Source organism: Anaeromicropila herbilytica (assembly GCF_016591975.1).
Taxonomy (GTDB): domain Bacteria; phylum Bacillota; class Clostridia; order Lachnospirales; family Lachnospiraceae; genus Anaeromicropila; species Anaeromicropila herbilytica.
This window is the reverse complement of sequence record NZ_AP024169.1, coordinates 1265088-1280248: the sequence shown is the minus strand read 5'-3', so window position 1 is coordinate 1280248 and position 15161 is coordinate 1265088. Positions and strand designations below refer to the sequence as shown.

The following is a 15161-nucleotide window of genomic DNA, read 5'->3' as shown; positions in this document are numbered from 1 at the left end:
TGAATTATTATTGAAATTAACGCTATTTTATTTATTATATAATATAATATAGGTAAAATACAATGTCGTATTTTACCTAAATGTTAAAATTATTGATAAAATTTATCATCTATTTAGTGTATCAAAGTTATCCCAAAGGATTAAAGTTTATTTTTATCCTCTAAAATTGGTTGATTTGCAATTGAACCTCGCATCTCGATTACTGGAACACCTTTATGCTCAATGTAGTCTTTTGTTATTGTTACACGTCCGATATTCTCATCTTTTGGAATCTCATACATAATATCTAACATAAATTCTTCAATAATAGCACGTAGTGCTCTGGCACCTGTCTTTTTCTTCAAGGCTCTCTCAGCAATTTCCTCTAAAGCTCCATCATCAAACCGTAAATCAACCTCGTCTAAAGCTAATAATTTCTGATATTGCTTTAATATCGCATTCTTAGGCTCTTTTAGAACTTTAACAAGCATATCCTTTGTTAGTCCTTCTAATGTATATATGATAGGAAGTCTTCCGATAAACTCTGGAATCATACCAAATTCTCTTAGGTCTTCAACCGTTACTTTTTGTAAGATGTTAATATCATCATCATATTTATCTTTCAAATCTGCACCAAATCCAATAGAAGATTGCTTATTCAAACGAGACTTAATAATCTTATCTAAATCTGGGAACGCTCCACCACATATAAATAGAATATTCTTAGTATTGATTGTTGTCAGAGGAACCATCGCATTTTTATTCGTCGCTCCTACTGGAACTTCCACTTCACTACCTTCTAGCAGCTTTAACATACCTTGTTGCACAGATTCTCCACTAACATCACGATTGGTTGTGCTTTTCTTTTTCGCTATCTTATCTATTTCATCAATGAATATGATACCATGTTCCGCTCTCTCTACATCATTATCTGCTGCAGCAAGTAACTTGGATAGAACACTCTCAACATCATCACCAATATAACCTGCTTCTGTAAGCGAAGTCGCATCAGTAATTGCTAATGGTACATTCAGTAATTTTGCTAATGTCTTAACAAGGAATGTCTTACCACTTCCTGTAGGCCCTATCATAAGCATATTGGATTTCTCAATTTCAATATCATCCATACTGCCAGCTGCAATTCTCTTATAATGATTATAGACAGCTACTGATATCACTTTCTTAGCATGTTCTTGTCCTACTACGAAATCATCCAGTTGAGCCTTAATCATATGTGGGGACGGAATACTTTTAACATCTAAAATAGGTGCTTCCTTCTCTTTTTCAACTGGCTTCTTCTTTTTTAATTTCTGACTTTTTGGAATCTCATTTTGAAGATTTGAAAAGTTCATCATACTTGGATTAAAATTAAGTAAATCGGCATATGGTGTCCCATTCGTATTTATCGTATCAAAAGTCTTTTGCATACAATCAGAACAGATGCAAATATTATTTGGTATCTTAATCATCTTACCAACTTTGCTTTCTGGTCTTCTACATATATAACAGATATCTTCATAATCATCATGATTTGATGAATCATGATTGGAATTCTCTAATTCATTATCTCTATTGTCAATCATTTTAATCTCCTAATCTTTATCTCTATTTGTATTCTATTACTAACCAAGTTTGGTAGAAATAATTATTTATGTTTCGCTATTATTAATATAGTACTAATAGTCATTTTTATATTTTATTAAATTATATCGTAAGCATTCTTGTTGTACAAGGAAATAATTTTAAAATTTTTATAAAAAAAGAAAGAATCTACGATTCTTTAACCTAATCTATATCGTAGATTCTTTTCTCTTTACCTTCATTCATGGAAAGGTGTTTCTTTATTATAGGATCACTTTAGTTAATTTCCAAAGTTAAAGAAATCATCTAAACCATCTGAGCCATCATCTGAATTACCATCTTGAGAACCGCCGTTGTCATTATAACCATTATCATTAGAACCACTATTTCCTTGATTAGTAGTGCCACCTGATAATTGACTCTGATCTGGTTTTTCTGCTAGAACAACTTTTACTACATGTTTCTTATATTTACCATTATTGCTTCTCATAAATGTAATCGTAAGTTCGGTACCAATTTTATTACTATTTACTGTTTCCTTTAATTGTGTAAAGGTTGTAACTTCGGTATTACCTACTTTAGTAATTACATCACCTTGTTGTATACCAGCTTTTTCAGCAGGTCCATTCTCTGTAATCTGACTTACTAATGCTCCTTTTGGAATGTTAAATTTCTGTTGTTCTTCTTCTGAAATATCTGCTCCTGCAATACCTAAGTAACCTTGTTGAGCTTCTGTAATCTTTTCACGATTCATTAGATCATTAATAATTGGAGTTGCCTTCGATATTGGTATTGCATATCCCATACCTTCTACTGCATTATCAGCAGTTTTAGCCGAATTAATTCCAATAACTTCTCCTTCTGCATTAAGAAGTGCTCCACCACTGTTACCTGGATTGATTGCTGCATCGGTTTGTAATAGCACCATCTTCTGACTATCTGAGATCTGTACTTCTCTATCTTTGGCACTGATATAACCAACCGTTACTGATTGACCATAACCTAATGCATTACCAATTGCAACCGCCATCTGCCCTACTTTAACTTTATCAGAATCACCTAATACCGCTATTTTAATTTTACTACTAGTAGAATCATTAATATCTGATAATTTGACTGCAATTACTGCTAGATCTGCTGTTGAATCCGTACCTTTTACTTCCGCTGTTATTTCCTTATTATCAACGAAAGTTACTACAATCTTTTTCGCATCCTTAACCACATGATTATTTGTAGCTATTAGTAATTCTTTACTATTCTTTCCAACAATGATACCAGAGCCACTTCCCACACCTTCTTCTTCCGTAGGAATCCCAAAGAAATCATTTTCAGTTTTTGATATACTACTCCTAATCGTTACGATGGAAGGCATCGTCTTTTCAACTAAGCCCGAAACGTCAGGTACTGTATTACTAGTTTGATTAGCAACTGATGTAGTTTTATGGTTTTTAGAATTATCGCTTGTTGTTACTGCAATTGCATTATTTTGTGTAGTGTTTGACGCATTTGGATTAATCTTATTACCAATAAGAGTTACCCCTACAAAAGTAACTCCAGCAATCAAGCCAAATGTTGCTGCTGAAAGAATGAACTTACCAATTTGTTTTGCAGAAGAATTCTTATGATTTTTGTCATTTTGCTCATTACCTAAGTTAGATTTATCTGCGTCCTTTATCCCGTGATGCTCTCTATAATACTCCTCATTAGCTTCGGTATTATTAAATATATCTGCGTATTTTAGTTGATAACTGCTTGATGATTTGTCATTATATTGATCAGCCATCACCTCATCTGTATGATTCACTGACACAACCTGATTATATGTCTCATTATTATTATCGTAATTTGTATCATCCTTGTTATCTATTGTTTTGATTGAATCATTTAGTGAATCTTCTGACTCAGCCCAAAAAGTATAGGATAACTCTTCCTTCTTATTTGAGGTATTATCCTCTTCTACGATTCTATTATCCCAATCATTTCCATCTTCTTCTATAGACTGTGTAGTATTTTCTACATCTTCTTCATTTTTCATATCCTTTTTTTCTAACTCCTCTGACATTGAAATTTTCTCCTTTCAACTTACATTTCATATCCTGAATTTCTATGTAGTCCAGATATAATAAATTAAAAACTTCAGTATGAAATCATTATATTTTCTCTGAATATCGTATAAACTAAGTTTATCAATCAAATGTGTAGAGTTTGTGAAGAAAAAATAAATTTTTTCTTACACGGAATTGATTTTAATCCAATATTCTTTCATTATATTCCTTTTTTATTAATCATTCAATGTGAAGAAAGACTTATATTTTCATTTGTCAGGCAACTCATCTGATATTTATATATCCAACATTACTTACTACTTAAATCAATATAAGGATAATAACAACAAATACTAAGGAATCTTAATATTTCTACTGGATATTTTAAGAATTTTTATATTGTAGAAAATATGGTAATCATGTATTATAATAAATGGGTTGCGAACCAAATATCTTCTAATTAGGTTCGTTTACTTAATAATAGTATTAGATAAAGGTGGTAATTAATGATAAAAAACAATCAACAAACATTCAACAGAATCCATGTCCTGTTAGATGCTTTTATAATTATCCTTTCTTATTATATATCATACAAATTAAGATTCGAATTTTTACCTGCACATTTTGATTTCTTTTTGCTAGAAACAGCTTATCACTATCCTGTTGATATTTATGCACGGCAACTGTTTTATATCATCCCTGGTTATATTGTTATTTACTATCTCGGTCATCTTTATGACCCCAAGCGTTCCAAAGGTAAACGTGTAGAGTTATGGAATCTGTTAAAAGCAAATACAATTGGTATCATTTATTACATTATTGTATTATATGTATTTATTAAAGATATCCATTTTTCTCGTAAGTTTATTCTTGTATTCTTCGTTGTAACAGTATTACTTGAATATATCTTCCGACTTGCCCTTGCTGCTTCACTACAACATCTAAGACGCAAAGGATTCAATATGAAACACATTCTTGTTGTTGGTTATAGCCAAGCTGCAGAAAGTTACATTGATCGAATTGTGAATAATCCTCAATGGGGATATTTAATTCATGGTATTCTTGATGATACTAAGAAAAAACATCTTGCCTATAAAGGAGTTCATGTTATTGGTACCGTTGATGAATTAAAATACTTTTTAGCTACTAATGATCTTGATGAAATAGCAATAACGTTAAGCATCGATGAGTATTCAAAGTTAGAAAGCATTGTATCCATTTGTGAAAAATCCGGTGTGCATACCAAATTTGTACCTGATTATCATAACATTATACCTACGAATCCATATACTGAGGATTTGAATGGATTACCTGTTATCAACATTAGAAATGTTCCACTAAGTAATTCATTTAATAAATTCATCAAACGTGTCATTGATATTTTTGGTGCAATCGTAGCCTTGATTATTTTTTCTATACCAATGATTATTGTTACAATTATTATTAAATTAACATCAGAAGGACCGATTATATTTTCACAAAATCGAGTTGGCCTTCACAACCGTGAATTCAAAATGTATAAATTCCGTTCCATGGCGGTTCAAACCGAAACAAAAGAGAGAAAAGCTTGGACAACTATCAATGACCCTAGGGTGACTAAAATAGGTTCTATAATACGTAAAACTAGTATAGATGAACTTCCTCAATTATTTAATGTTTTAAAAGGTGATATGAGTTTGATAGGGCCTAGACCTGAGAGACCATTCTTTGTGGAAAAATTTAAGGAAGAAATACCAAGATATATGATTAAACACCAAGTAAGACCCGGTCTTACTGGATGGGCTCAAGTAAACGGTTATCGAGGTGATACTTCTATACGTAAAAGAATTGATCATGATTTGTATTATATTGAAAATTGGACACTAGGACTTGATTTTAAGATTTTGGTAATGACTTTTTTTAAGGGCTTCGTCAATAAGAATGCCTATTAAAACGATATAAAATATTTAGTTATGCTATTCCCAATATTTATAGCGTTATAGCAGAATGGAGATTATTATGAGTAAAAATAATTATTCAGAAAGAGAACCAGTTAGAAAAAAGAAAAAACGTAAAAAAATGAAATGGCTCATAGCCCTAGAAGTGCTTGTTATACTACTTCTTATTGCTTTTGTATATATCTATATTAAAATCGATCGTATACCAAAAGCAGAATTAAATACAAATAACGTTGCTACGAATAACACAGATCTCTCAGGTCTTGACGGTTATCGTAACATCGCAATATTCGGAGTTGACTCAAGAGCTAATGATTTAAAGGAAAATACCAGAAGTGATTCCATTATGATAGCAAGTATCAATAGAAAGACCAAAGACGTCAAACTAGTATCCCTATTTCGTGATACTTACGTTAACGTTCCTGGACACGGATATACAAAGCTTACCCATGCATATGCTTACGGTGGCCCCGAATTAGCTCTTAGTACAATTAATAAAAACTTCGATTTAAATATTAAAGAATTTGTGACAGTAAACTTTAGTGCAGTAAGCAATGTAATTGATGAGCTTGGTGGTATCACACTTGATATTACGGATGCAGAATTAAAATATGTTAATGGGTATACCAAAGACCTAAACCGAATTAATAAAACAAATTCACCATATCTAAAGTCTGCTGGAACGCAAACTGTTAACGGAACGCAAGCTACTGCTTATTCTAGGGTTCGTTATACAGCAGGTGGTGATTTTAAACGAGCAGAACGTCAAAGAACTGTTGTAAATAAGATATTAGAAAAAGCAAAGAAAACAAACGTTGTTACTTTATCAAATGTTATGGATGAAATGATACCTCAAATATACACGAGTCTTGATACTCTTGATATCCTTAATTTATCAAAAGACGTATTCTTTTATTCAATTAAAGAGCAACAAGGATTCCCATTTGAAAATGGAGCAACAACATACAAAGGTGTTTCTTATGTATTTCCAAAATCACTAACGAATAATGTTAGTGAGCTTCATAAATTCTTATTTGGAACAGAGGATTATAAGCCCTCTAGTACTGTTCAAAGCTATAGCAACGATATTGCTGCTATATATAAATAGAAAAAAGAACTCTGAACATATTTCCTTTTGTTCAGAGTTCTTTTCTTTTATATATTGCTTCGCTTTGTTATTAACCTTCTAATTATTCTATATTTATCTACTTTAATTTTAACTAACTTGTTTACTAAAATAATTGTTATATATATAATCAGTGATTCTCTTGGTAGACTTACCATCCAATGCATCTAAGAAATATTCTCGAAACTGCCTACTATCCCTATTATTTTCTCTCGCAACGAGAATCTCTCGTATCAATTCCTCTTGGTCCATCACAATAGGTCCTGGAACAAAATTGCTATAATCATAATAGATATCCCTATTCTCCATATAATCTTCTAAGTCAAACGTATAGAAGATCATTGGTATATCCCGTAGAGCAGCTTCAAAGATTACAGATGAATAATCCGTAATCAATAGATCCGTTACAAATAATAAGTCATTAATATCTTCTGTTGATGTGAAAGTATCAACTACTCGATTCGAATATTTCAGATCATATACGAATTTATTTTTTACAAATGGGTGATTCTTAATGATAATTACATAATCATCTGGCAAAGACTCCAATAGATGGTTTAGATTCAACTTCTGAACTGGATAATAAGCATCACGATTACCATCACCACGAAAAGTAGGAGCAAATAATATTACCTTTTTATCTCTCAAATTAGGATACCTATTTATAAGTTTCTCTTTCACTTGTCCTTCATATTCCTTATCAAAGAATACATCCGTCCTTGGAACTCCAAGCGCTTTAACATTTTCAATCGGAATTCCAAATGTTTCACTGTATACTCCACGAATATTCTCTCCACTTACAAATACAAGATCATAGGATCTATGATTCAAAGAATCTTGTGCAACTCCTCCAGGCTTACCCATTCTTGTAAAACCAAAGGTTTTAAAAGCACCACATGCATGCCATAACTGAATGATAGTTGTCTCCTTCTTTACATAAAGTGCATGCAACTGAGGATAAAAATCATCTAAGACAACAACTTTTGATGTAGCAATATATTTAGCTACCGTATAGAGCTCTTTTAAGCTCATTTGGCTAACCGTCTTTTCTTTCTGCCATAAGATGTATTCAAGCTTATCATCTATGGTAGCCAAATCATGATAAATTCTTAATAAATTTCCTTTTTCATTTGTTAGTCTCTCTGAGAGGAAAAGGATTCGATTATCAATTATTGGTTTAGTTTTCATTAAGTTATAACAAATCGTAAAGAATTGTGTTTTTAGATCTCTCGTACTATAACTAAGCCCCGATATTCTTTTTGTACGATAATTGATATGACGCAATATGGCTTTTATACCTTTTTCTTTACTATTTTTAGGATATTGCGTGATGACCCCTTTTATAGCTAATAGTGCGTCAATAAGGAAGAAGGGTAAGAATAGAAAACAGACTATGAATGATATTACTTGATAGATTCGGTAGAAAAAACCTTCTTTTTTATGCACTTTACGTTGAAATAGTTTCTGAATAATCACAAGATTATTTTGTGATACTTCTATGCCTTCAATATCTATATTTTTATCTACTGCAAAAGGTATATTATCAATTTCATCCATTCCGTATTCAAGAATCAACTTCATATTACAAGAAAGGAATTCTTGTTCTTTATAAAATACAAAAGGCAAGTCAACAACAATTTCTCCTTCTAATTCACATGATAGGGATGGTAGCTCTTTGTAACGATACTTTATCTCCACTGGTAGGCGTCTATTTTCTTTATCATGAGTAAATAATAGAAGTATTCTTATTTTATCCTTACGGTGACAATTCTCTAATACACCTTGAATATGTAGATGAAGATATCCATCTTTAGCTACCATATGATCTATTATTATATTAGGTTTCATATTTTTTATTATCCCTTCTTCTAATATTTACTCTAGGATCACGTCTACTACTCTCTTGGTAGAATTGCCATCAAAGTAATCATATTGTTTCTTTAAGAACTCATCATGTTTTTGATTATTCTCTTGTTTCTCAATTTCACTTATTGCATGGACTAATTGATCCATATCCTTAACTATCTTACCAGGTACTAATTCTTCATAAGAATCATAAAATCCTCTATCATACTGTTCAAGGTCATATGCATAGAATATCATTGGTTTCTTTAATAGTGCATATTCTACAACTACCGATGAATAATCAGTAATTAATAAATCTGACAATACATAAAGTTCTTTTACATCTTTATAATCCGTAACATCGATGCAAGGCGCCTGTATATTTCTAGACTCAGGACGAATCTGTGGATGCATTCGTATCAGAATTATATATTCATCACCCAATTCTTTAACCATACGCTCACAATCAAATTTGCTAAGTATCTTATTATTCTCTTCCTCTGAGTTACGGAATGTTGGCGCATATAGGATTACTTTTTTATGCTTAATACTAGGATAAAGATTTCTTAGATTCATGATAACATCCTTATGTTCTTCTATCTTATAATAATAATCCGTGGCTGGTAACCCAACTGGATAGATGTTATCTTTTATTACTCCTAGTGCTTCTTCATAATATGGTACAACATTCTTAGAGGTAACAAAGAGAGCATGTACTTGGGCATTCCCTTTCTGAACCATGTTACGTACAGATTCCTTTTCTTCTGTTGAAAGTCCAAATCTCTTAAATGCCCCTGCACCATGCCATAATTGAATAAGTTTTGTAGCTTTCTTTAATGGCATATATGCTAAAGGAAGAAAATTATCATTTAATAAAATGTATTCTGCTGATGCAAAATGATAATTTAAAATTATATAGAAATAAAAAACACCATATATCTTTTTTAAAAATTTGTATGCTTTATTATCTCCTTGTGGATGAAACAAATCTTTTTTGGATATAACAATGAAGCGAAAAGATGGATCTCTTCGCTTCATTTCGTCATACACAAATTTAAGATTGTCATTGAAATTACTATTATGAATCATATAGATAACTACTTTATGGTACTTTACAGGAAATAACTTAGCTATCTTGAATATGACTCCATATAATCGATATGTGATATCTTTCATATCTCTTCTCCTTAAGTTATTCAAAGATCTCAAACTATGTTTATTGTAGCTATTCAGTTACTTGTTAGGATGTCAAAAGTCTTATGTTAGTTTACTAAGTGTAAATCGCTGTATAATTATTAATTTTAACTACCTTTCCTTCAAGCAACATATTTTTTACAAGCCTCACAACAAGTGAAAATACTCACTCACGTTCCTATTTTCGCTTTGAGTCTTGACAAAATATAAACGTTGCTTTCAGCCGGACTACGCTAAAATTAACAATTATACATCAATATACACAATTTATGTTAAGTAAGACTTTTGACATCCTAACCAGTTACTACAACCTTTATATTAAATAGTTATGCCTTATTATCAATAATATCATAAATCAGCTCAGTCACACGTTCTGTGGAACGACCATCCAACTGATCAAAAAATTGTTTCTTAAAGCTATCTATTTTATGTTCCTCAAAATCTTTTTTCAGAATAGCATCTACTATCTTTGCTTGGCTAGATACAATCTTACCTGGTACAAATATCTCATACTCATAATAGAAATCTCTAGTACTGATATATTGCCTTAAATCATATGCATAGAACAACATAGGTATATTAAGCAAAGATGCTTCAAATATCAAGGATGAATAATCTGTAATAACAAGATCTGTTACAAATAATAAATCATTTAGTTCTGATTGTTCAGACATATCAATAATATAGTCTGCACAACTACTTGGTATCTCATATCGATTCTTTACAAATGGGTGATGCTTAATAATAATTGCATATTCACCTTTCGTTTCCTCAAATACTTGCATTGGATCAAATCGGTTATTTGGATAAAAAGCAGATTCCTTACCATTACCTCTAAAAGTTGGCGCAAATAAAATAATCTTTTTATCTTTTAACTTTGGATACTGACTATAAAATTCTTTTTCAACTTTTTCTTTATATTCAGCATTAAAGAAAATATCAGTACGTGGTACACCTGTTGCTACAACATTTCTGCTTGGTATTCCAAAGCCTTCTGCGTAATACTTTGCAATCTCTTTTGAGCTAACTACCGCATAATCATAATTTCTATGATTTTTACTTGTCTGAGTAGGACCACCTTTCTTACCCAAACGTGAAAATCCAAAGGTCTTAAATGCACCACATGCATGCCATAATTGAATTAATTTTGTTTCTTCTCTTAGATCATAACTATTTAAAATTGGATAAAAATCATCTACCAAAATTACTTTTGATGTTGCACTTAAATAAGCCAATTTTTTCAGATTACGAAAACTCATTTCCTTTAAATTGCTTGGATCAAGTAAAAACTGAATATCGAGTTCTTTATTATCTTTAATCTGATCATATACAAATCCAAGATTGCCTGTGATATCATTTCTTCTGCTTGATAAGAAAGCAATACGATTAGATACAACTGGATGATGAATATAATGATTATATCGTCTTCTTAGATAATTCAACTTCATATCTTTCAAACCGATATTTTTCTTACAGAAAGAAGAATATCTCCAACGGATGTGTGAAAGATACCACTTCACTCCTGTGAATTTGTTCGCACTACTCTTAGAACTCATTCCCATTCTAGATAGTATTGCATCTAAAACAAATAAAGGTAATACTAAAATTCCTACTAGATATAGTAAAAAGCTATATATACTACTAATAAATAATTTAATTTTTTCCTTTACTGGATTTTCTTCACTTAAGTCATCCTCAGGTGATATTCTTTCAAAATGTATTTTACCTTTTTCCTCATTCGCATCAATTAAATAGAATTCATTCTCTAGCACAACATCTCTGCTAAAGCTAAAAGGTATTTTTTCTACATAGTTATTACCATATGCTAAAGCAAAGTAGATACTAACATTTTCATTTGGATCCCAATCATTGAATACTTTCTTTAGGTTAAAATGATACTTTGCATAAATAATATTGGATTCCATATCATTTGTATAATAATTGGCTTCAATTATCATTGGTAATCTTCTATCTTCTTTACCATTTTCAAATACTACTCTAATCTTTGGTGATCTTACTTGAATATCTGTATCACAAGTTAATTTAATACTCAACTTTAGTTTATTTTGCTCTAGTACGAATTCTTGGATATTTATGATTGGTTTAAACATAAGTTAGCTCCTCTGTGTCTATTATTTCACCCATTTCATTATAGTCTTGCCAAAGGCCTTCTTAATATCCTCTTCAAAAGCTATCGAAATATCTGCCACATTACGAACTTCCTTTTTAAATCCTACTAAACTTTCAAGATATTCTACAATTTCTGGATGTGATTTGTATAATTCAACAGTTTTCACAAAGTCTTCTCTTCCGCTACGACTACTTCCAAAAATACGAAGTCCCTTTTCCAAGACCATTCTAGTATTAATTGGTACTGGATATTCTGATACACCTAAGATTGAGATCGTTCCTTCTGGCTTAATATAATCAATGATTTGATTAATAGCAATTTGAGAACCATTTCCACCAACGCATTCAAATGCATGATCTAATTCAAGATCTTTTGGTATCTTTGTTGTAACATAACATTTATCAGCAAAAGAAAAATAATTTAATTTTTCTTCATCAATACCAAAAACATATACTTCTGAATCAGGGAACATTGTCTTTAAGAAAAGTGAAGTGATAAATCCTAAATTACCATCTCCCCATACACCAATCTTATCCCTTCTAGCATGAGAGAAACGTTCAAAACGGCTAATAGCATGTACACTTACACTTACAATCTCAGTAAAGGAAGCAACATACTTATTAATGTCGTCTGGAAGGGAAACTAATCTATCTGGCTTAATAGCTACAAATTCTTGTAAAAATCCATCATATCCACTTGCACGGAATTTACTAGAACGTAGGTAATTTTCAGCTATAAACTCATCAGATTCTACTGGTGTATTTGGAATCATAACAACAGAATCTCCTGGTTTAAAAGTATTCGTTGGATCACAGATTACTTCACCAATACCTTCATGAATTAAGGCCATAGGTAATTTCTTCGCTAATACCTCTGGATCACGAGTTCCTTGAAAATATCTTTGATCTGCATTGCATACAGAAAGATGTGTTGGTCTTACGATTACATCTTCTCCAAACAAATCGATGTCTGTAAACGCAATCTCAATTCTTCTTGGCGCAACTAATCGATAAACTGTATTTAACATCTATTTGTCTCCTTTAAGTAAAGATTCTGCCACTCTTAAGTCATAAGGATAAGTAATCTTAATATTGTGTACTTCACCCTCAACTAAGTATATTTCTTCACCTTTGATAACAAATATCTTAGCAGCATCTGTTAAAATTTCTTTTTCTTCTTCTGATAAACCAAGGTATAACTCTTTTAATTTCTTCGCATTGAAAGTCTGAGGAGTTTGTCCTTGATACATATGCTTTCTATCTGGTATACTTGAGATTTTTAGATTATCAGTACTTTCTACAATAGTATCAGTTGCTGGAATAACCGTATCACAAGCACCATATTTTTCAGCAAATTTAATATTTTCTTCTAAGATACGGTATGTTACAAATGGTCTAACAGAATCATGTGTAACGATAATTGTATCATCTTTTAATCCATCATTTTCTTCAATATAGCGAATAGAATTCATAATTGTCTCATTTCTTGTATCTCCACCTTCTATGACAACGATTCTACTTCTATCTTTAATATATTTTTTAATTATACTTTGTGTATGACCTACCCATTGAGAAGGACATAATACAATAATCTTCTCGAATTGATCTATTGCATAAAATTTTTCAATGGTATGAATAATAATTGGTTTTTCTCCAACTAATAAAAATTGTTTTGGTTTCTCGGTATTTCCCATTCTACTTCCAATACCACCTGCTAGTATTACACCATATACCATGATTTCACCTCGTAATTTATTTTCATTATATGAATTTTCTTCAACTTGCATCATTTTCTTCCAAAATTCAATCAATATTATACATCAATTAGTATAAAACTACAATTACTTTTTATGCGTGATTCTTAATTGTTTATTAATAGTTTCTTAATTTACAGCAAAAGCATTCTCATGTATTTGTAATATTATACATATTTTTGAACCATTAAACATTTCATGGGTTGCCCGATAAATGACCTGTTTCAGAATCTTGCCTGGCAATTTGCACAAAACAGAAAAAGCGATTGCGCCTTTGAATATGTATTAGAAGATCTTGTTCTGGGATTATTTCGTGTTATATGCTAGAACAGATCTGTCTGAGCGCAGCGAGTTATCTGTCCTAGCATATGTTTTACACAAAAGCTCCCCTTTATCGCCTATGGCGATGTAACAATCAAGGGGTGTGAAAATTTTCTTATTTCACACTATGATCTCAGAACTAGAACTTCTTATACATATTCAATGAAGCATGAGTTTTTCTGTTTTGTGCAAATTGCCTAGACTGTCTCCCAAACAGGTCATTTGTCAGGCGAATCATTTCATAATGCTAGGGTCAAAAGTCTAATATTAGTTTACTAAGTGTATCTCGCTTTAACTTATATTACTTCGTACATATATGCTCATAAGCATCACGTATTGTATCACAATAATACGATGGTTTGAATTCAGTTTCTTCTAAGTCCTCTAGCTTAGCTTCTCCTGTAAATACAACTAATGTATCAACGTTTGCATTTCTTCCACATGCAATATCTGTATACAATCTATCTCCAATCACTAATGTCTCTTCTCTTGAATATCCTGTTGCCTTCATGGCCATATCTACAATTAACCGATTTGGTTTACCTACATAGATTGGCATGCGCTTTACTGCTTTCTCAATAAATTCACAGATAGCTCCACAATCTGGAACATATCCAAAGGAGGTAGGGCATGCATAATCTGGATTCGTTGCAATGTAATCAATTTTTCTTGTTATTAACAACTCACATATTGTCTGAATCTTTGAATAGGTCAATTCATTATCAAATCCAACAACAGCCACTTTAATGTTAGGCTTAATCTCTTCTGTAATAGTCAATCCATAATCTCTTAATTCTTGTATAAATGATTTGGTTCCTAATACAAAAATAAGCTCCTCTTTATAGTTTTCTTTTAAATAAAGGGCCGTCGCATAGGAGGATGTAATAAAATTGGTTTCATCTACATCTATTCCTAGGTTAGTAAACTTTATCATATAATCTTTAATACTTTTGGTAGAATTGTTCGTAATAAAGACATACTTTCCTCCTTGATGCTTGACTTCCTCCATAAATTCTTTCGTTCCATCAAACAAATCATTATCAAAGGCTATTGTACCATCAATATCAAGTAAATATAATTTTTTATTATTTGGCATACAACTAATATTGTTCATTTCTATTCAACCTTTCTCCATTTATTATTATGATATATAACATCAATTACTATGTTATTGATTTATATATCAATATTAATTTAACGATTAGAATTTTCTAATATTTAAAATAAAGGTTGAAAGAGAGCTCTTTCA

The 15161-nt window shown here is 31.2% G+C and carries 10 protein-coding genes; 2 read left to right on the top strand and 8 right to left on the bottom strand.

The features are described from left to right. Window positions 1-140: 140 nt before the first annotated feature. Together clpX and bsdtb5_RS05605 are read right to left on the bottom strand one after the other, a co-directional pair. Window positions 141-1562: an ATP-dependent Clp protease ATP-binding subunit ClpX gene (gene clpX / locus bsdtb5_RS05610; RefSeq protein ID WP_271715052.1), complete on the bottom strand. Its 1422-nt coding sequence runs from the start codon at window positions 1560-1562 to the stop codon at window positions 141-143. A 278-nt stretch (window positions 1563-1840) separates the two neighbouring features. Continuing rightward, complete coding sequence (locus tag bsdtb5_RS05605; RefSeq protein ID WP_271715051.1) at window positions 1841-3622, bottom strand: trypsin-like peptidase domain-containing protein; 1782 nt, start codon at window positions 3620-3622, stop codon at window positions 1841-1843. Window positions 3623-4111: 489 nt separating this feature from the next. Here bsdtb5_RS05605 and bsdtb5_RS05600 point away from each other — a divergent pair, with 489 nt between their 5' ends. Both bsdtb5_RS05600 and bsdtb5_RS05595 read left to right on the top strand, forming a co-directional pair. Beyond that, window positions 4112-5536, top strand: coding sequence for an undecaprenyl-phosphate glucose phosphotransferase (locus bsdtb5_RS05600; RefSeq protein WP_271715050.1), 1425 nt, complete (start codon window positions 4112-4114; stop codon window positions 5534-5536). A gap of 67 nt (window positions 5537-5603) precedes the next feature. Further along, on the top strand, window positions 5604-6650 hold the full coding sequence (locus bsdtb5_RS05595; protein ID WP_271715049.1) for an LCP family protein: 1047 nt from the start codon (window positions 5604-5606) through the stop codon (window positions 6648-6650). A gap of 108 nt (window positions 6651-6758) precedes the next feature. Here the strand turns inward: bsdtb5_RS05595 and bsdtb5_RS05590 are convergent, their stop codons facing one another. From bsdtb5_RS05590 to bsdtb5_RS05565, 6 genes are all read right to left on the bottom strand, one after another. Then, window positions 6759-8516 carry a CDP-glycerol glycerophosphotransferase family protein gene (locus tag bsdtb5_RS05590; RefSeq protein WP_271715048.1) on the bottom strand — a complete coding sequence of 586 codons (1758 nt, stop codon included), beginning with the start codon at window positions 8514-8516 and terminating at the stop codon, window positions 6759-6761. A gap of 27 nt (window positions 8517-8543) precedes the next feature. Next, complete coding sequence (locus bsdtb5_RS05585; protein ID WP_271715047.1) at window positions 8544-9689, bottom strand: CDP-glycerol glycerophosphotransferase family protein; 1146 nt, start codon at window positions 9687-9689, stop codon at window positions 8544-8546. A 344-nt stretch (window positions 9690-10033) separates the two neighbouring features. Further along, entirely contained in the window at window positions 10034-11818 is a 1785-nt protein-coding gene (locus bsdtb5_RS05580) for a CDP-glycerol glycerophosphotransferase family protein (protein WP_271715046.1), read from the bottom strand. Between the two features lie 21 nt (window positions 11819-11839). Then, a complete protein-coding gene (locus tag bsdtb5_RS05575; protein ID WP_271715045.1) occupies window positions 11840-12865 on the bottom strand; it encodes a ribitol-5-phosphate dehydrogenase in 1026 nt (341 codons plus the stop codon). Further along, on the bottom strand, window positions 12866-13624 hold the full coding sequence (locus tag bsdtb5_RS05570; protein WP_330611950.1) for an IspD/TarI family cytidylyltransferase: 759 nt from the start codon (window positions 13622-13624) through the stop codon (window positions 12866-12868). Between the two features lie 589 nt (window positions 13625-14213). Beyond that, window positions 14214-15026, bottom strand: a complete 813-nt coding sequence (locus bsdtb5_RS05565) for an HAD-IIA family hydrolase (RefSeq protein WP_330611948.1) — start codon at window positions 15024-15026, stop codon at window positions 14214-14216. Between the last annotated feature and the right edge of the window lie 135 nt (window positions 15027-15161).

Excerpts from the sequence above, each read along its gene's own strand:
- bsdtb5_RS05580 (WP_271715046.1), bottom strand. The coding sequence starts at position 11,818 with ATGTTTAAACCAATCATAAATATCCAAGAATTCGTACTAGAGCAAAAT.
- bsdtb5_RS05590 (WP_271715048.1), bottom strand. The coding sequence starts at position 8,516 with ATGAAACCTAATATAATAATAGATCATATGGTAGCTAAAGATGGATAT.
- bsdtb5_RS05575 (WP_271715045.1), bottom strand. The coding sequence starts at position 12,865 with ATGTTAAATACAGTTTATCGATTAGTTGCGCCAAGAAGAATTGAGATT.
- clpX (WP_271715052.1), bottom strand. The coding sequence starts at position 1,562 with ATGATTGACAATAGAGATAATGAATTAGAGAATTCCAATCATGATTCA.
- bsdtb5_RS05585 (WP_271715047.1), bottom strand. The coding sequence starts at position 9,689 with ATGAAAGATATCACATATCGATTATATGGAGTCATATTCAAGATAGCT.
- bsdtb5_RS05565 (WP_330611948.1), bottom strand. The coding sequence starts at position 15,026 with ATGAACAATATTAGTTGTATGCCAAATAATAAAAAATTATATTTACTT.
- bsdtb5_RS05570 (WP_330611950.1), bottom strand. The coding sequence starts at position 13,624 with ATGCAAGTTGAAGAAAATTCATATAATGAAAATAAATTACGAGGTGAA.
- bsdtb5_RS05595 (WP_271715049.1), top strand. The coding sequence starts at position 5,604 with ATGAGTAAAAATAATTATTCAGAAAGAGAACCAGTTAGAAAAAAGAAA.
- bsdtb5_RS05600 (WP_271715050.1), top strand. The coding sequence starts at position 4,112 with ATGATAAAAAACAATCAACAAACATTCAACAGAATCCATGTCCTGTTA.
- bsdtb5_RS05605 (WP_271715051.1), bottom strand. The coding sequence starts at position 3,622 with ATGTCAGAGGAGTTAGAAAAAAAGGATATGAAAAATGAAGAAGATGTA.